The sequence below is a fragment of the Sphingobium boeckii genome (assembly GCF_014199215.1).
Classification (GTDB): Bacteria; Pseudomonadota; Alphaproteobacteria; order Sphingomonadales; family Sphingomonadaceae; genus Sphingobium_A; species Sphingobium_A boeckii.
Genome location: NZ_JACIJC010000004.1, coordinates 167,212 through 184,916, shown reverse-complemented (window position 1 = coordinate 184,916; position 17,705 = coordinate 167,212). Strand labels below are relative to the sequence as shown.

Annotated in this window: 15 protein-coding genes and 1 riboswitch; of the genes, 4 read left to right on the top strand and 11 right to left on the bottom strand. The window is 65.2% G+C overall.

Translation table 11 applies throughout. The features are described from left to right. The first annotated feature begins 111 nt into the window (after window positions 1–111). From FHS49_RS12450 to FHS49_RS12440, 3 genes are read left to right on the top strand one after another with little or no spacing between them, the layout of a single operon-like run. Window positions 112–1,086 (top strand): aminotransferase class I/II-fold pyridoxal phosphate-dependent enzyme, encoded by a 975-nt coding sequence (locus FHS49_RS12450; protein WP_184019001.1) that lies wholly within the window; start codon window positions 112–114, stop codon window positions 1,084–1,086. Beyond that, entirely contained in the window at window positions 1,079–2,017 is a 939-nt protein-coding gene (cbiB, locus tag FHS49_RS12445; RefSeq protein ID WP_184018999.1) for an adenosylcobinamide-phosphate synthase CbiB, read from the top strand. The genes FHS49_RS12450 and cbiB overlap by 8 nt, the downstream gene beginning before the upstream one ends. Beyond that, window positions 2,005–3,471, top strand: a complete 1,467-nt coding sequence (locus FHS49_RS12440) for a cobyric acid synthase (protein ID WP_184018997.1) — start codon at window positions 2,005–2,007, stop codon at window positions 3,469–3,471. The genes cbiB and FHS49_RS12440 overlap by 13 nt, the downstream gene beginning before the upstream one ends. Here the strand turns inward: FHS49_RS12440 and cobS are convergent. The 7 genes from cobS to FHS49_RS12405 form a co-directional block, all read right to left on the bottom strand. After that, window positions 3,445–4,164 (bottom strand): adenosylcobinamide-GDP ribazoletransferase, encoded by a 720-nt coding sequence (cobS, locus tag FHS49_RS12435; protein ID WP_184018994.1) that lies wholly within the window; start codon window positions 4,162–4,164, stop codon window positions 3,445–3,447. The genes FHS49_RS12440 and cobS overlap by 27 nt on opposite strands. Then, window positions 4,161–4,730, bottom strand: coding sequence for a histidine phosphatase family protein (locus FHS49_RS12430; RefSeq protein WP_184018991.1), 570 nt, complete (start codon window positions 4,728–4,730; stop codon window positions 4,161–4,163). Before FHS49_RS12430 ends, cobS begins: the two co-directional genes overlap by 4 nt. Continuing rightward, window positions 4,727–5,743, bottom strand: a complete 1,017-nt coding sequence (gene cobT / locus FHS49_RS12425) for a nicotinate-nucleotide--dimethylbenzimidazole phosphoribosyltransferase (RefSeq protein WP_184018989.1) — start codon at window positions 5,741–5,743, stop codon at window positions 4,727–4,729. Before cobT ends, FHS49_RS12430 begins: the two co-directional genes overlap by 4 nt. Next, window positions 5,740–6,147, bottom strand: coding sequence for a DUF1636 domain-containing protein (locus FHS49_RS12420; RefSeq protein WP_184019805.1), 408 nt, complete (start codon window positions 6,145–6,147; stop codon window positions 5,740–5,742). Before FHS49_RS12420 ends, cobT begins: the two co-directional genes overlap by 4 nt. 72 nt (window positions 6,148–6,219) lie before the next feature. Then, window positions 6,220–8,163, bottom strand: coding sequence for a TonB-dependent receptor domain-containing protein (locus FHS49_RS12415; RefSeq protein WP_184018987.1), 1,944 nt, complete (start codon window positions 8,161–8,163; stop codon window positions 6,220–6,222). 146 nt (window positions 8,164–8,309) lie between these two features. Next, window positions 8,310–8,501: riboswitch (cobalamin riboswitch) on the bottom strand. 21 nt (window positions 8,502–8,522) lie between these two features. Continuing rightward, a complete protein-coding gene (locus FHS49_RS12410; RefSeq protein WP_184018985.1) occupies window positions 8,523–9,293 on the bottom strand; it encodes an ABC transporter ATP-binding protein in 771 nt (256 codons plus the stop codon). Next, a complete protein-coding gene (locus FHS49_RS12405) occupies window positions 9,287–10,285 on the bottom strand; it encodes a FecCD family ABC transporter permease (protein WP_343052976.1) in 999 nt (332 codons plus the stop codon). The genes FHS49_RS12410 and FHS49_RS12405 overlap by 7 nt, the downstream gene beginning before the upstream one ends. Window positions 10,286–10,358: 73 nt before the next feature. Between FHS49_RS12405 and FHS49_RS12400 the strand changes: the two genes are divergently transcribed. Beyond that, window positions 10,359–11,195 carry an ABC transporter substrate-binding protein gene (locus FHS49_RS12400; protein WP_425502689.1) on the top strand — a complete coding sequence of 279 codons (837 nt, stop codon included), beginning with the start codon at window positions 10,359–10,361 and terminating at the stop codon, window positions 11,193–11,195. A gap of 101 nt (window positions 11,196–11,296) precedes the next feature. Here the strand turns inward: FHS49_RS12400 and cobO are convergent, their stop codons facing one another. From cobO to FHS49_RS12380, 4 genes are read right to left on the bottom strand one after another with little or no spacing between them, the layout of a single operon-like run. Beyond that, entirely contained in the window at window positions 11,297–11,959 is a 663-nt protein-coding gene (gene cobO / locus FHS49_RS12395) for a cob(I)yrinic acid a,c-diamide adenosyltransferase (protein ID WP_343052975.1), read from the bottom strand. Window positions 11,960–11,964: 5 nt separating this feature from the next. Further along, entirely contained in the window at window positions 11,965–15,684 is a 3,720-nt protein-coding gene (gene cobN / locus FHS49_RS12390; RefSeq protein ID WP_184018977.1) for a cobaltochelatase subunit CobN, read from the bottom strand. After that, the gene (gene cobW, locus FHS49_RS12385; RefSeq protein ID WP_184018975.1) at window positions 15,684–16,730 is read right to left on the bottom strand and encodes a cobalamin biosynthesis protein CobW; all 1,047 of its coding nucleotides are present in this window, start codon (window positions 16,728–16,730) and stop codon (window positions 15,684–15,686) included. Before cobW ends, cobN begins: the two co-directional genes overlap by 1 nt. After that, the gene (locus tag FHS49_RS12380; RefSeq protein WP_221240495.1) at window positions 16,727–17,698 is read right to left on the bottom strand and encodes a DUF6925 family protein; all 972 of its coding nucleotides are present in this window, start codon (window positions 17,696–17,698) and stop codon (window positions 16,727–16,729) included. Before FHS49_RS12380 ends, cobW begins: the two co-directional genes overlap by 4 nt. Between the last annotated feature and the right edge of the window lie 7 nt (window positions 17,699–17,705).

The following is a 17,705-nucleotide window of genomic DNA, read 5'->3' as shown; positions in this document are numbered from 1 at the left end:
CGATTCCCTCAACTCCTTAGCCATTTGCCCCTGACGGTGTTTCGGTGTTTGGACTTGTCCCACGAAGCCTGACGCGCGAGAGGAAAGCGCGCGGTGCAAAGGGGCAAGCGGTTGAGTGAATGGACGTTCCATGGCGGCAGATTGAGCGCCGCGCGACTGCGTTTCGCTAGCGCGCCGGAACCGTGGCTCGATCTGTCCACCGGCATCAATCCTCATCCCTGGCCAGGCGCTGCCGCAATGGAGATCGACTGGCGCGCACTGCCCGACGAAGCTGGCCTGCGCGCGCTGGAGGCCGCGGCGGCGGTCTGCTTCGGCACGTCCCCCGATTTCGTGTGCGCGCTGCCGGGTACCGAGATCGGGCTGCGTCTGCTCGATACGCTGCCATTGCCGCGCCCCGCCTTTCATGTGGCGGATGGCTATCGCACCCATGCGGAGGCGCTGTCCGGATCGCAGTCGATCGATGCGCACGCGATTCCCACGCGCGGGGGTCGAACGGTGCTGCTCGCAAACCCTGCGAATCCAGACGGGCATATTTTTTCGACCGAAGCGCTTTTGGACATCACACAGGCGGGAGGCTGGCTGATCGTCGACGAGGCGTTTGCCGATGCGCTTCCGGGCACCAGCGTGGCGCATCACGTGGCCGAAGATCGTCCGCTCATGGTGTTGCGATCCTTCGGCAAATTCTTCGGGCTCGCCGGGCTGCGGCTTGGCTTTGCGATCGGACCGCGGGCGATGATCGATCGACTGCGCGCCCGATTGGGAAGCTGGCCCGTTTCGACGGCGGCGTTGCAGATTGGTGCCGCCGCCTATGCGGATGCGGCATGGATCGCGATGATGCGCCAAGCGCTGGCGGATGAGGCTGCGGCACTCGATGTGGTGCTGCGGCGGCATGGTTTCGATCCTCGCGGCACCTGTCCCTTGTTCCGGCTGATCGAGACGGGCCACGCGGAGGCGCTGTTCGAACATCTGGCAGGGCAGGGGATATTGACCCGGCCGTTCGATCATCATCCGCGCTGGCTGCGGCTGGGATTGCCGGGCAGCGAGGCAGCATTGGACCGGCTCGATCGGGCGCTGGGGCTTGGCTGAACCGGTCGCCCTTTTGGCGCTGGTGATTGACGCCGCGATCGGCTGGCCGCCCGCGCTCTACAATGTGGTCGGGCATCCCGTGGGCGCGTTTGCCAAGCTGATCGAAGGTTGTGAGGGACGGTGGAACAATCATGCCCGTGGCGAGCCTTTCCGAAGAATTGCGGGCGTGATCACGGTGGTGATCCTGGTCGCCTTTGCAGGCGGGATCGGGTTCCTGATCGAATATGCGCTGGCGCTTTGGCTCGGGCAATGGGCGTGGATCGGCGTGGCGCTCTGCGCGGCGCCCGGTCTCGCGCAGCGCAGCCTTCATGATCATGTCCTGCCCGTCATGCGTGCATTGATGGCGGGCGATCTGGCCGAGGCGCGCGTTTTCGTCGGCATGATCGTAGGGCGCGACACCGCGGCGCTCAGTGAGTCCGGCGTCACCCGCGCCACGATCGAAAGCCTGGCCGAGAGCTTTTGCGATGGTGTGGCGGCACCGCTCTTCTGGTTGCTGTGGCTCGGCCTGCCCGGCCTTTGGGCGTATAAGGCGATCAACACGGCGGACAGTCTGATCGGTCATCGTGAGGAACGCTGGCGCGCCTTTGGCTGGGCGGCGGCGCGGACCGACGATATGGCCAATCTGATCCCCGCACGGCTCTCGGCTATGGTGATCTGCCTGGCCGGGATGGGCGGCTGGCGCATGATGATCCGGGATGCCGGCAAGCACGCGTCTCCCAATGCGGGGTGGCCCGAGGCGGCGATGGCGGGCGCGATCGGGATCAGGCTGGCCGGGCCGATCGCCTATGACGGGATTGTGCACGACAAGCCGTGGATCGGGGATGGCCGCGCCGATGCGAGCGCCGATGATATCCGCCGCGCACTCGCCATCTACCGGCGCGCGTGCCTTATCCTGTGGATCATGGCAGGGGGTGCCGCATGGGTGCTGTGATGCTTCAGGGAACGGGATCGGACGTCGGCAAATCGGTGCTGGTCGCCGGATTGTGCCGCGCGTTGGTCAATCGCGGGCTGACTGTGATGCCGTTCAAGCCGCAGAATATGTCCAACAATGCGGCCGTGACGGCGGATGGAGGCGAGATCGGGCGGGCGCAGGCGCTGCAGGCGATCGCCTGCCGCGCAGAGCCGCATACCGATATGAACCCGGTGCTATTGAAACCGCAAGCGGACCGCACATCGCAACTGATCGTGCATGGGAAGGTGCGCGGCACGCTGGGTTCGGGAAATTTCCGGGCAGCGCGGGGCGCGTTGCTCGGCGAAGTCATGGCCAGCTACCGGCGCTTGCGGTCCAGGTGTGACATCGTGGTGGTGGAGGGCGCGGGATCGCCCGCCGAGATCAACCTGCGCGCCGGTGATATCGCCAACATGGGCTTTGCGCGCGCCGCCGATGTCCCGGTGGTGCTGGTCGGCGACATCGATCGCGGGGGCGTGATCGCGGCAATCGTGGGCACGAAGGCAGTGATTGATCCCGCCGATGCGGCGATGATCCACGGCTTCATCATCAACAAGTTTCGCGGCGATCCCGCACTGTTCGAGGATGGCTATCGGCAGATCGAGACAATCGCCCGATGGCGCGGTTTCGGCGTCGTGCCGTGGCTGGCGGCGACGGCACGGCTGCCCAGCGAGGATGCGGTGGTGCTTGAGCGCCATGCGGCGCGCGGGCCGGGCGCGAAACTGATCGCCTGCCCGATCCTGCCGCGGATTTCCAATTTCGACGATCTCGATCCGCTGAAGCTGGAGCCGGGCGTGGAATTGCTGATGGTGCCGCCAGGCCAGCCGATCCCTGCGGAGGCCGCGCTGATCGTGCTGGCGGGGTCCAAGGCGACGATGGCCGATCTAGCGGCGCTCCAGGCGGAGGGCTGGGACGTGGACATTCGTGCGCATCATCGGCGTGGTGGCGCGATCCTGGGGCTGTGCGGCGGCTATCAGATGCTCGGCACGCGGCTGTCCGATCCCCACGGGATCGAGGGCGCGCCGGGCAGCGTAGATGGGCTGGGGCTGCTTGACGTGGAGACGATGCTGACCCCGGCCAAGGCGTTGCGGCAGGTGCGCGGCGCAGCCTTTGGCGCGCCATTCGACGGCTATGAAATGCACATGGGCGAGACCACCGGGCCAGACGCGGCGCGGCCATTCGCACAATTTGAGGCTGGTCGCGCGGATGGTGCGATCAGCGCGGACGGGCTGGTGATGGGCAGCTATATTCATGGCCTGTTCGCCGATCCCGGGCAACGCGCCGCGCTCCTGGCGAGGATCGGTGTGGAGGGGGGGGGGCGCGATTATCATGCCTCGGTCGATACCGCGCTAGATGAGATCGCCGCGGCGCTGGAAGCGCATCTGGATATCGACGGGCTGATCGCAGTGTCAAAGCAGGCGGGTGCCGATCAATAAGGCGGCGAGCAGGCCGGTCTCGACCAGTTCGATCCCCGCGCCGTGGCAATCACCCGATACACCGCCCAATGCGCGATGCAGCCAGAGACCCCAGAGCGCGATTAATATAGGTGCGATCAGGATGAACGGGGCGATCAGCGCGCTCGCCGAGAGCACGGCGGCCCAGCCAATGATATCCTGAAGCCGGATCGCCTTGGCGAAGCGCGCGGCCAGCCCGCTATGAAGCGGCTCCAGCCAGCGGGTCCAGGCGAGCGGACCGATCCGGGCGGCGAAGGGGATCAGTGCCAAGACTGCCCATGCCTGCGCTTCGATCAGCCCGTGCAGCAGGATGATCTTGGCGATCAATTGCAGCCCGATCGCCACGACGCCGAAGCTACCGACATGGGGATCGGCCATCACTGCCAGGAAGCGTTCTCGATCCTTGTGCGCCGCACCGCTGGCATCCGCCAGATCGGAAAGTCCATCGAGATGGAGCGCGCCGGTGACCAGCACCCAGGCGACAAGCGCGGCCAGTGCGCCGGTCCAGGGATCGATCAGCGAACCTGTAAAGGCCGCACCCGACAGGATCAGTCCGATGACCAGACCAACGGCGGGAAACCAGCGCATGGCATGAGGAAAATTGTCGCCTTTCACATCCATGCGCGGCGCCGGCAATCGTGTCAGAAATTGCAGCGCGATGATGAAGCCTTTCACGCGTAAAGGCCCGTAATCTGCGCCGAGCGTGGTTGCCCTTCCCACACCCGCAGAGACAGCAAGGCGGCATAAGGCAGTTCGAATGCCCAGAGCTGACGTTGATCGAAGCCGCAGAGCGCCGCCAGCGCCGCGCGCATCGCGCCGCCATGCGTGACGATCAGCGTGGGGCGGGGCGGGAGCATCGCGATCGCGTCCGACACGCGCGCCACCAGCGCGGACCAGCGTTCGCCGCCCGGCGGCGGATGAGCATCGGGGTCATTCCAGAAACGGCCCAGAGCCTCGGGATCGAGATCGGCGCTCGCCATGCCGTCCCACGCCCCGAAATCCAGCTCGCGCCAGCGCGGATCGCGCGTCACGGATATATTCAATGTCCGGCCGATCGCGCTCGCCGCATGGCTTGCCCGGATCAGATCGGACGATATCAGCGTCTCGATGCCGAGATCGCCCGCCTGATCGACACAGGCGGCGATGCCCGCCGCGGTTGAGGCGCAATCCGTGCGGCCCAGCATCAGGCCGGTGCGTTCGGGCTCGCCGTGCCGCAGCAGGTGAAGCGCGAAATCGGTCATGGCGCGTTCGAAACCCCGGCTTCAGCAAAAGTAGCCATATTATTGTGCGCCGCCAGCGCTGCGCGGATGATGGACACCGCTATCGCGGCCCCGCTCGCCTCGCCCAGCCGCATGTTGAGGGAGAGCAAGGGGATCAGGCCCAATCGATCGAGCAGGCGGGCATGGCCTGGCTCCAGCGAGACATGGCCCGCGATGCAATGATCGGTAATCGCGGGGCAGGCGGCGGCCAATGGGGCCAGCGCAGCGCCACTGATGAACCCGTCCATCACCACCGGGATCCGCAACAATCGGGCCTGAAGCACGGCCCCGGCCATCGCCGCAATCTCGCGACCGCCCAGCCGCCGCAGCGTCTCGAACGGGGTGTGTGGCGTGTTGTCATGGAAGGATAAGCCGCGTTCGACCACGGCGATTTTGCGCGCTATCCCATCCGCATCCACGCCCGTTCCCGGCCCGACCCAATCGCGCGCCGCGCCGCCGAAGCTGCGTGCGCACAGCGCCGCGGCGGCGGTCGAATTGCCGATCCCCATTTCGCCCACCGCCAGCAGATCGAGCGCTGGATCGACCGCGGCGGCCCCTGCGGACAAAGCGGCAAGGCATTCGGCCGCGCTCATCGCGGGTGCCACGGTGAAATCAGCGGTGGGCCGATCCAATTCCAGCGCGACAACCTTCAGCTCAAGCCCGGCCGCGCCCGAAAGGGCGTTGATCGCCGCGCCGCCCGCTTCGAAATTCGCGACCATCTGCGCGGTGACGGCCGGCGGAAATGCGCTCACGCCATGCGCGGTGATTCCGTGATTGCCGGCAAATACCGTGACGCGCGCGCGATCGACAGTAGGACGCGCCTTGCCCTGCCATCCGGCCAGAAACAGCGCGATATCCTCCAGCCGTCCGAGCGATCCCGCAGGCTTGGTGAGCGACGCCTGTCGTTCCACGGCGGCGGCGATGGCTGCCTCATCGGGCGCAGGCAGAGCGCGCAGCGCGGCGTCGAACGCTGCCACGGTTGCGAACGCGCTCATTCAGCGACGAACCCGGCGGGCGGGGTGCGCGTGATGAAATGGCCTTTCACGCCCTGCGGCCATTGGGAGAACGGCACGCGGCCATGATCGCTCGCGGCATAATGCACGGCATAATCGAGGATCGCACGCGCGGCCTCCTCATCCGGCGTGAAGCGGCCGAGCACATAGCCCACCTTGCCCGGCGCGCGCAGGTGAATGGTGCAGAAATCGGTGCACGCAAACAGGCACGGCATCTGCTGCACCGCGATTCCGGCATAGCGATCGTCCGATGCCTTCACTGTTTCGAGCGCCGCCACCAGGCGTGCGCCGCCGCGGATGCCCTCGGCATCCTGCCGCGATTCATCCGAATGACGGCAGGTGTTGCACGCGACCACCGCGGGTCCATCATCGACTTGTGTCAGCATCATTTCATCTCCTGCCGCGCAAATTCATGAAAAGCCATCCAGTCTGTCCGAAGTCCATCGAACCACATGCCATCAGAAGCGCCCCCGCAATCCGACATGAATGCTGCGGCCGAGCGTGTTGTAATTCCGGGCGGTCTCATAATATTCGTCGAACAGATTTTCGGCGCGGGCATAGATTTCAAGGCCGTCGCCTGCCTTCAACGCTGCCCGCAGATCGATCAGCGTATAATCGTCGAGGATCTGCGTGTTCGCGGCGTTTTCGAACGCTTTTCCGGACCAGCGCACCGCAGCGGCAAGCGAAAGGCCGAAGCCGAAAGCATAGCCGATCGATCCGTTTGCCGTGTTGCGCGGCAGGCGGCGGAGTTTCTTGCCCAGCGTGGCACCGGGCGAACGGTCTTCCGCATCGATCCAGCTATAGTTTCCAGACAGTGCGAACCCCGCCACGTCCACGCTGCCGCCCAGTTCAACGCCCTGCGTGCGTGTGCGGCTGACATTGTCATAATAGCCGCTGCGCCCGATCGTGGCCGAACCTGGTTGCAGACACAGGCCCGCCGGCGCGCCGGAGCAGGAATAGAAAACGATCAGATTTTCAGCGTCGCGCGCATAATAAGTGGCCGACAGTGTGACCGCGCGATCGAACAGGCGCTGCTCCAGGCCGGCTTCCCAGCCCTCCGACGTCTCGGGCTTCAGCGCCGCATTGCCATATTCGCTCTGCAATTGGTACAGCGTGGGCGCTTTGAAACCCTCGGCATAATTGCCGCGGATCAGGCTATTGCCATTGAAGAGCGACAGGATCGCGCCGCCGCCAAAGACGGTGTTGCCGCCAAAGCGATCATGATCATCGTGGCGCACCCCCGCCGTGATCGTCAGCGGATCGATGACTTGTGCGATCAATTGGCCATAGAGGCTATCGAGCCGCGCGCTGCCGCGCGTGGGTGTCGGGATCACCGCGGTCAGGCTGGCGGGAAGATTGTAGGTACGCAGACGCGATTCCTCTCGCTCTAGCCCGAAGGTCGCGTCCCAGCCTTGGGTGATGGCGAAACCGCCCTGATATTCATAGCGCCGGTTGGTGCCATGCGCCGCCAGGCTTTGCGGCCGAGCGCGGGTGGGGCCGAAGCTGTCACGGTCGGTCTGCGTGGCTGAAATCGCCAGGCGATTGCGCCAGCGGCCGTCCAGCAAAGGGACGCTGATCGCGCTATAGCCCAGCATATCTTCGGTCGTACTGTAATCCAGCGTATCGCGCGTGGTGGAATCGATCTCCACCCGGCCGCGTCCGTAATAGCCGCGCAGATCGAGTCCGGCACCGCCCCCGAGATCCACGTTCACCCGGCCGTTGCCGCCGACATCGGTATAACGATCCGGCTCGACGCCGCCGACGCGCGGAGAGAGTGCGCTGATCCCGTCGGTGGTGAAGGCGTTGCCGGCCAGACGCCATGTCACCGGGCCGGTCACGCCGCCGATTCCGGCGCGTGCGCTGAAGGTCTGGCGCGATCCGGCCTCCACATCGAAGCTGCCTTCCAGCGATTTTTCGGGCGATGCGGTGACGATGTTCACCACGCCGCCAATGGCCTGGCTGCCCCACAATATCGATTGCGGGCCGCGCAGGATTTCGATCTGCGCGGTGTCGCCGACAAACAGATTGGCGAAATTATAGCCGCCGCCGGTTGACGAGGGATCGTTCAGCTTCACCCCATCGATCACGACTACGGTCTGGTCGCTCTCAGCCCCGCGGATGCGCACGCCGGTGGCGGTGCCATAGCCGCCGTTGCGAGTCAGCGTCACGCCCGTCGCACGCACCAGAACGTCCGATATGATGATCGCTTGGCTGGCGTCGATCGCCGGCTTGTCGAGCACGGTGACGGAAGACGCGATCTGATCGCTGGTAATCGGCGCGCGCGCCGCGGTAACAATGATCAGGCCGCTTTCGCCAGCCGCATCGTCGAGCGGCTCCCCTTGCGCGAAAACGGGGGAAGACAGCAACAGGAGACCGGGAACGACAATCTGAAATTTTGACACTGGATACACCCCTTCAAAGACATGACGGCCACGTCTTCATGGGCAGGGTCGGGCGTCAAAACGGCGCACGACCTCGCCCGCGAAAACGCGGTCAACGATGTCGTCGCTCGGGCTTGACCCGTCCGCTCGGCGCACCCTGGCCGGACGAAGGACGACTGCAACGGGCAGGTCTCCTGGCTTGCGGGTCAACGCCGGTTCTCGCCGCCTTCTCAGGACCGAAATCCCAATGGCATATGGCGTGATGGCTCACCGCTCACAGTTGCAGGGGCAGCCGGGGTCTTGAACCCCGTTCCCATTTTCATCCCCGTCTCCGGGGAACCTGTTGCAGATGGCGCGTTAGGCGCGGTCGGGCGGGTTCGTCAACTGCTGCGGTGCAGCGGAACGATCACGGAGGCGTTTTCGCCGGTGCCAAACCATGCCGTGATGCCATAGATCCGCGCGAGGCGATCGGGGGTGAGGACAGCGGAAGGCGAACCTTCAGCCGCGACACGGCCCTGGCTCAAAAGGATCAGCCGATCGCAGAAACGTGCCGCCATCGTCAGATCGTGCAGCACCGCGATCACAAGCGCGCCGCGCGCCGCCTGCGCTTTGAGCAATTCCATCACCTCAAGCTGGTGGCCGGGATCGAGCGAGGCCAGCGGCTCGTCCACCACCAGCGCAGGTGCCTCCACGGCCAGCGCGCGGGCAAGCATCACGCGGGCGCGTTCGCCCCCCGAAAGCTCGGTCGCGATGCGATCCCGCAGGCCGGCCACGTCTGCCATCACCATAGCGCGTTCGATGGCATCATGGTCGGCGTCCGCAATTCGGGAGAAAGGTGCCAGATGCGGCAAGCGACCGAGCGCGACCAATCGCTCCACTGTCAGCGGCCAGTGCAGCGTCTGCCCCTGCGGGAGATAGGCGACGGTCCTGGCCATCCGGTTGCGCGGCATATCGGCCACGCCGTCGATCAAGACTTTGCCGGCGGTTACGGGAATTAGACCGAGCATCGCGCGCACCAGCGTGGATTTGCCCGCGCCATTGGGGCCGATCACGCCGATCACCACGCCGCCGTACATCTGAGCATCCACGCCGTGCAGCACGGGCTTGCGTCCGAGCGATACATGCAGCCCTTCGATCGCGATCTTTACCATAGCCGCCGCTCCCGCATGAGGTGCACGAGGAAGACGGGGACGCCGAGAAACGCCATCACCACGCCCAGCTTCAATTCGTTGCTGGTCGGCACGATCCGTACCAGCACGTCCGCGAGCGTCAACAGCGCTGCGCCCGCAATGGCGGAGGGCAGCAGCACCGCCGAGGGCGAACGATCGGTCAGCGGGCGGATCAGATGCGGCACGATTAACCCGACGAAGCCGATCGCGCCCGATACCGCCACCGCGCCGCCCACGCCGATCGCGACACCCAGCAGCAGCCGCAGCCGGATGCGGCCCAGATCGAAGCCCATCGCGCGCGCGCCGTCTTCGCCCAAGGTCAGCGCATCGAGCGCGCGGCCGTCCCATAGCAGCAGGATGAGGCCGATCGCGATGCACGGCAATGCGATCCACACATGGCTGAACGAGCGATCCTCCAGCGATCCCAGCAGCCAGGTGGTGATCTCCATCGCCGCAAACGGATTGGGCGAAAGATTGAGCGCCAGGCTGACCCCCGCGGTCGCCAATGTCCCCACGGCGATGCCGGCCAGGATCAAGGTGAGCGGACTCTCGGAATGTCCGGCCAGCGCGAAGAGCATTACGAGCGCGATTATGGCGAAGGCGATGGCCATCAGCGGCAGGATCGCCGGATGCCATTGCGCGAACCCGAAATACAGCGCGATCACCGCGCCGAGCGCGGCCGCATTGGAGGCACCCAGAACGGATGGTTCGGCCAGGGGATTGCGCAGATAGCCCTGCAGCGCTGCCCCCGCCGTCCCCAGCATCGCGCCGACCGAAAGGCCCAGCAGTGCACGGGGCAAGCGGAGTTCGATCAGGATGGTGCGCGCGATCGGATCGCCATGGCCGGTAAACACGTCTGCCATGCGGGCGAACGGGAGCGGCGCGGAGCCGACGAAGATCGACAACAGGGCCGCGACGACACAGGCCAGGATCAGCGCGCCGATCAGCAACGATCGGGCAGAAAATGTTCGCACGGCAAGACCTCGTTTGGATCGGTCCGCCCCGTCACGCTTGTGTCCCGGAGGCGTTGAGGTCATGGGCCTAGCGATGACCCTGCCGATTGAGAAGCCCGTGCGCAAAGTAATTCTCCGATCCTGCCTGATGGTGATGCTGTGCCTGCCCGGCCCTGTGGCCGCGGCTCCACCCAAGCGGATCGTGTCGCTCAATCTGTGCGCGGACCAGCTTTTGCTGGCGCTGGCGGACCGCAGCCAGATCGCGGCGCTCACCCGGTTCGCGCGCGATACTGCGATGTCCGCCGAGGCCGCGCGCGCAGGCAATATCCGCACCTCGCGGGGCAGCGCCGAGGATGTGCTGGCGCTTAATCCCGATCTCATTCTGGCCAGCCCAGGGCGTAGGAGCGGCACGATGGCGGCGCTGAAAGGACAGCATTACCAAATCCTCGAACTGCCGTCGGCGGAGAGCTATGACGCGATCATCACGCAGATCCGGCAGGTGGCGGACGCCGTGGGCCATCCCGAACGCGGCGTGGCGATGATCCGCACGATGAATGCCGAACTTGCCGCGATTCCGAAAGTTTCCGGACGGCCGATCGCGGCTTATTATCAGCGACGCGGCTATCTGACCGGCACGGGCACGCTGATCGATGATCTGATGCAGCGGCTCGGTCTGCGCAATCTGGCGGGCGTCTTGGGCTTGCCGGCCTTGTCGCGCCTGAGCGTGGAGCAGATGGTGATGGCGCGGCCGGATTATCTGATCGTAGAAAGCGCGACCGACAGCGTGACCGACCAGGGCACGGAGATGCTGCATCATCCGGCACTGGCCGATATCCCGCGACTGAAATTGCCGCAGGCGTGGACGGTATGCGGCGGGCCATCCTACGTGCGTGCGGCGAAGAGTTTGTCTGCGCAATTGAGGGCGAGATAGCCTCCGAAAGCCGTTTGTCCCGAGCCTAGTCGAGGGACGTGGTGACGCGACAGACGGCCCTCGACTGCGCTCGGGACAAACAAGCCTGAGGAGATCCAGTCTCAAAACTCGATCCCCGCCTGCGCCTTTACACCCGAACGGAACGGATGCTTGATCATCGTCATTTCCGTCACGAGATCCGCCGCCTCCATCAAGGCGTCGGGCGCGTTCCGGCCGGTGACGATCACATGCTTCATCGCATCCTTGGCGGCGAAAACTTCGAGCACTTCGTCCAGCGGCAGATAATCATAGCGCAGCACGATGTTCAGCTCGTCGGCCAGTACCATGTGATAGCCGGGATCGGCGATCATGCGTTTCACCTCTTCCCAGGCTTCGCGCGCCACCGCGACATCGCGCGCGCGGTCTTGCGTATCCCAGGTGAAGCCTTCGCCCATGGGCTTGAACTCCACATTGTCGGGAAAGGCGTCGAACACCACTTTCTCGCCCGTGGTCATCGCGCCTTTCACAAACTGGACGACGCCCACTTTCATGCCATGCCCGATCGCGCGCACGACCATGCCGAGCGCGGCGGACGTCTTGCCCTTGCCCTTGCCGGTATGGACGATGAGCAGACCCTTTTCGCGGGTCTTGCCCGCCATGATCTTCTCGCGCGATTCCTGCTTTTTCTTCATCTTCTCATTGTGACGGGCATCGCCCGTAACAACAGCATCAACTTGGCGGGCATCGCCCGTAGCAACATCGTCAACCTGGCGGGTGTCGTCCACGCTGTTCACTCCTGCAATTCGGCGAGCATCACGCCCGCGCTGTTCGATCTGGGTTTCCATAGGCCGCGCTCCAGTGCCTCGGCCAGCCGGGCCGCGGTTTCGCGCAAAGCGGCGGGATTGGCTTCGGCCATGAAGGCGCGCACGGCATCATCCTCGATGAACGCGGCATAGACCGCATCGAAATGATGATCGCGGACAGCATGGGTCGTGGCGGCGAAGGCGAAGAGATAATCGACCGAAGCCGCGATCTCGAACGCGCCCTTATAGCCATGGCGCATCACGCCCGCGATCCATTTGGGATTGGTGACGCGCGCACGGACGACGCGGCCGATCTCATCCTCCAGCGTGCGGATCACCGGGCGCTCGGGGCGACTGTGATCATTGTGATAGGCACGCGGCCGCTTGCCGGAGAGGTGCTCGACCGCCGCCGCTATGCCGCCTTCGAACTGATAATAATCATCGCTGTCGAGCAGATCATGTTCGCGATTGTCCTGATTTTGCACCACCGCATCAGCCTGCGTCAGCCGCGCGGCAAACAGGGCGCGCTCATGGTCCCCCTCCACGCCCGCGCCATAGGCATGGCCGCCCCAATCCAGATAGACATTCGCCAGATCGGCGCGATCGTGCCAGATCTTCTCGTCGATCATCGCCTGAAGCCCCGCTCCATAAGCTCCGGGCTTCGATCCGAAGACGCGGTGCCCGGCGCGGCGGGCGGCGGATGTCGCATCCACGCCCTGATCAACCATTTGCGCAGTTTCGCGGCGATGGCGCGCGGCGGCGGGATTGTCCTCTTCCGGCTCGTCCAGAGCCATGACGGCGCGGGCGGCGGAATCGATCAGATCGATCTGTTCGGGAAAGGCGTCGCGGAAAAAGCCGGAGACGCGAAAGGTGACGTCCACGCGTGGGCGGCCCACTTCCACCGGCTTCATCACCTCGAAACCGATCACCCGGCCGGAGGTGAAATCCCAGCGCGGGCGCACCCCCATCAGCGCCAGTGCCTGCGCGATATCGTCGCCGCCGGTGCGCATGTTGGCTGTGCCCCAGGCCGACAGCGCCATCGCCTTGGGATAGTCGCCCTCACGCTGGAAATAGTCATCGACCAGCAATTGCGCGGAGCGTTGCCCCAGATCCCAGGCGGTCGCCGTGGGAACGGAGCGGGTGTCCACCGAATAGAAATTGCGGCCGGTGGGAAGCACGTCGGGCCGGCCGCGGGTGGGCGCGCCGGAGGGGCCGGGGAGGATGAAGCGGCCGTCGAGCCCGGCGAGAAGTGCCGCCTTTTCGGCGGGACCGCAGGCTTGGACGCGGCGGGACAGATCGTTTTGGATCGTGTGGAGCACGGCGGCGCTCTTTTCCCCCAAACCGTCATGCGCTGAATCGACCAACCCGATCGCCAGCAACTCCAGCCGCTCGATCGTGTCGCCATATGTCCGCCAGAGATCATCCGTTACGGCTGCCAGCACATCCGGCTTCGGCCCATCCCAGGTCGCACCCATCACGCAATCGAGTGGATCGAAATCCAGCGCGAGATCATCGGCCAGCGCGCGCAACAGCGATCCCTGTCCGGCATGATCATAGCCACGCGGTGTGCGGGTCAGCGCGATCAGGAGATCGGTGCGCAGCCGTCCCTCGGGTGATTGCGTGAAGATATGCAGACCGTCGCGAATCTGCATTTCCTTCAGCTCGCACAGATAATTGTCGAGCGCCGCCAGCGCATCGTCGCCATCGCCTGCCGCGCCCGCGTCGGCATCAAGCCCCTGCGCGCGCGCCAGATCGAGAATCTGGGCTTTCAGATGATGGATCCGCCGTGGATCCATCCCCGCCGCCAGATAATATTCGTCTACCAAGGCCTCAAGCTGCTTGAGCGGCCCATAGCTCTCTGCGCGGGTGAGCGGCGGGGTGAGATGATCGACGATCGCCGCGCCGATCCGGCGCTTGGCCTGCGTGCCTTCGCCCGGATCATTGACGATGAAGGGATAAAGCTGCGGCAATGGCCCGGCGCAGATTTCCGGATAGCAGGTGGCGGACAGCGCGAGCGCCTTGCCGGGCAGCCATTCCAGATTGCCATGCTTGCCGACATGAACAACCGCATGGGCACCGAAATGCCGGTTCAGCCAGAAATGGAAAGCAAGATAGCCATGCGGCGGGACGAGGGCTGGATCGTGATAGGCCGCCTTGGCGTCGATATTGTAGCCGCGTGAGGGCTGGACTGCGACCACGACGTTGCCGAAGCGGTGGACGGGCAGGCGGAATGCGTCATCGCGCACGAAAGGATCGGTGTGCGGGCTGCCCCATTGCGCGATCACGGTATCGCGCACTTTTTCGGGCAAGGTGGCGAAGGCGGCGCGATAGCCATCGAGCGGCAGCGCGATCTCGCCATGGCGATCGGCCGATCCAGCGGCATTGGTCACGCCCGCGAGCATGATCTTCATCAGCGCGGCACCATCGGCGGGCGCGTCCTCGACCGTATAGCCCGCCCCGGCCAGCGTCGCCAGGATCGCAGCGGCGCTGGCGGGGGTGTCCAGGCCCACGCCATTGCCGATGCGGCCGTCGCGATTGGGGTAGTTCGCCAGCACCAGCGCAACGTGACGATCCGCAACGTCCGTGCGCCGGAGTCGCGCCCAATTGGCGGCGAGTGCGGCCACGAACGCCACGCGATCCGGCGCGACCTTGGGGACGACGATCCCGCATTCTGTCCGCGTGTCGAACCGCTCCGCGGCCTTGAACGCGACCGCACGGGTGAAAAGTCGCCCGTCCACTTCGGGCAGCGCCACGTTCATCGCCAGATCGCGCGGGCCCAGGCCGCGCGCGCTTTCGGCCCAATTGGCCTCTTCCACACCCGCGAACACCGTCTGCAAGATCGGGCAATCGGCGGCTTCCAATACGCTTTGGGTCCGGTTTTCACCGGGCGAGGATGCGGCGAAGGAGGTGGCATTCAGGATCACATCGGGCTTCGCTGCGTCAATCACGCCGCGCAGCCAGTCTGCCGCAAACGGCTCCCGCAGCGCGCGGACATGCACGGCGAGCACATTGACGCCCTCCGCCCGCAGCGCATCGGTCATCGCGTCCACGGCACCCAGCGTGCCGGCGATCATCAATGCGCGGTAGAATACGAACAGCGCCACGGGTTGCCCCTCGATCCAATCGGTGCGCGCATCGTCGAGCGAAGGGCGCTCGATCCCCGGCAGGTAAATCCCTGCATCCGCCACTGGCACGGGATCGTCGGGCAGACCCGCATCCTTGCCGATCATGCGCGCGGCGGTGCGCAGGAAGCTGGTCGCATTGGCGATCCCGCCCTGCCGCAGATAGTCGCGCAGCCGCTCGCAGGTTTCGGCTGGCAAGGTGGATGCCTGATCCAGCGCCGGATCGGCTTCGCGTCCGTCCGCGATGGCGGCGAAGGCGATGCCATGCGCGCGCACCACGCGGGCGATTTCGTCTATGCCATAGGGCCAATAGGCCTTGCCGCCGAGCAAGACGACGCACACGAATTTGGCATGGGCGATCACCTTTTCGACATAGAGATCGACCGAATAGGGATGCTTGAGTTGAAGCAGGTTCGCCAGCCGGATGAGGGGTGCATCATCCCCCAGCCTTTCCGCCGCCCGCGCGAAGCACGCCAATTCGCTGTCCGCCACCGTGAGGAACACGATGTCGCCGGGCGATTGGGCGAGGTCGATCGCCTCGTCGCCATTGGAGATCGTGCCGGGCGTGGCGGCCAGCAGGTGCATCAGCGCGCGCCGATGCTCATTGCGCCTTTGATGGAGGCTTCGATCGCGGCCTTATCCAGCCCCGTCTGGCCGATGATCACCAATTGCGACACCCGCGCCTCGTCCGCCCCCCAGGGACGATCGAAATAATGCTGGATGCGGGGGCCGACGGCCTGGATCACCATACGGGCGGCCTTGCCATGCACCGCGATCATGCCCTTGATCCGCAGGATATCGTGCGCGGCAATGACATGGGACATCGCCACAAGCAGCGGTTCGACGCTTTCCATCTCGCCGGCCTTGACCACGAAACTGTCGAAATCGTCATGATCGTGATCCGCGTCTTGATCATGATGGGAGGGGCGGGCCTCCAGATCATCTTCGGCACCCGCGAACAGGCCGAGCAACACGCTGGCATCCACCGCGCCATGATCCGCGCGGACGATCTTCACGCCTTTGCGAATATGCCCGGCGATGTCGCCCTCGATCCGCATCAATGCCTCGACATCCACCAGATCGGCTTTGTTGAGGATCAGCAGATCGGCGCAGGCCAGTTGATCCTCATAGAGTTCCTCCAGCGGGCTATCGTGATCCAGCGAGGGATCGGCAGCACGCGCCAGCGCCAGCGCGGCCTCGTCCGTGGCGAAGCGCCCGGCGGCGACCGCGTCGGCATCGATCAGCGCGATGACGCCGTCCACGGTGGAGCGCGTGCGGATTTCAGGCCATTGGAACGCCTTCACCAGCGGCTTGGGCAATGCGAGGCCGCTGGTCTCGATAATGATATGTTCGGGTGGATTGGGGCGATCGAGCAACTTCATCATGGTCGGCAGAAAATCGTCCGCCACGGTGCAGCAGATGCAGCCATTGGCCAGTTCGACGATATCCTCCTCCGGGCAGGCCTGATCGTTGCAGCCCTTGAGCAAGGCACCATCGACGCCGACATCACCGAATTCGTTGACGATCAGCGCCAGCCGGCGACCCTTGGCATTTTGCAGGAGGTGCCGGATCAGCGTCGTCTTCCCTGCGCCGAGAAAGCCGGTGATGACCGTGGTGGGGATCTTGCTCAAGGCTCTTCTCCTTCTTCGATTTCTAAAGGCGCGCGATCATGCAGTGCGCGCAGGGACTGCACGTCGACGCCGGTCGCGGCGAGGCGGCGCAGGACGATGCGGGCCTTGGTGCGACCACGGCGGGTTTCGGGCCATGTGGGGGTCTGTCCTTTGGCGACCGCGCCGGTAATCGCGGCATGGACCGCCATATCTTCGGGCAGGCCGTAAGTGGCGAGCAGCGGCTGAAATACGGCGTCGATCGAAGGATCGAATGGATAACGCTCCCCCAGCATCGTACGCCATGGAGAGCGCGGATGGGCGGTCAGCGCCGATTGCAGGCCATCGGGCAATGGCGTGTTCGATGAATGCGTGCGGTCCTTCGCGATCAACTTGGGCAGCAGATGCGTGTGCGGGCCTTCGGGCGATTTGCCGTCCGCCGGCGGGATCGGCTGGAACACCTCGATCCGTCCGGCCGGGGAGAGCATCACGCGATGGGGCTGGGCGCGCAGCACTTCGGCCATGATGCCCGGCGTATCGAGCAGCGCATTGCCCTGCGCGGCATCAAGCGCAGCGATCAATGCGGCATCGCGCGTGCGCAGGCACATATGGACCGCACCTGCGGCGACGCCCAGATCGAACATGGCCGCGCCGCGATCCTCCTTGCGGATGGCCTTGCGGTCTGGGCCGAGCGATATGATCACGCGGTTGGGCGTTGCGGGCCGCGCCACGCAAAATGCCAGGGCATGGCCCCAGCTTTCGCCGTCAGCGGCAAGGCTGTCCCACGCGATCGCCTGCAGCGGCACCAGGGGCTTGATCCGCATCGCACCGCGCGCCGTGACCACCGTGATGGCATCGACTTTGCGCGCGATCGTCACCGGCTCATCCGCATCGCGCACGAATTCGCCGATCGCGCCGAAACTGCCGATGCTCCAGCCATTGACCGGATCGCTGGCAAGATCGGCGAGCAAGGCGAAGGGGGCGGGTTTCATGAGAATA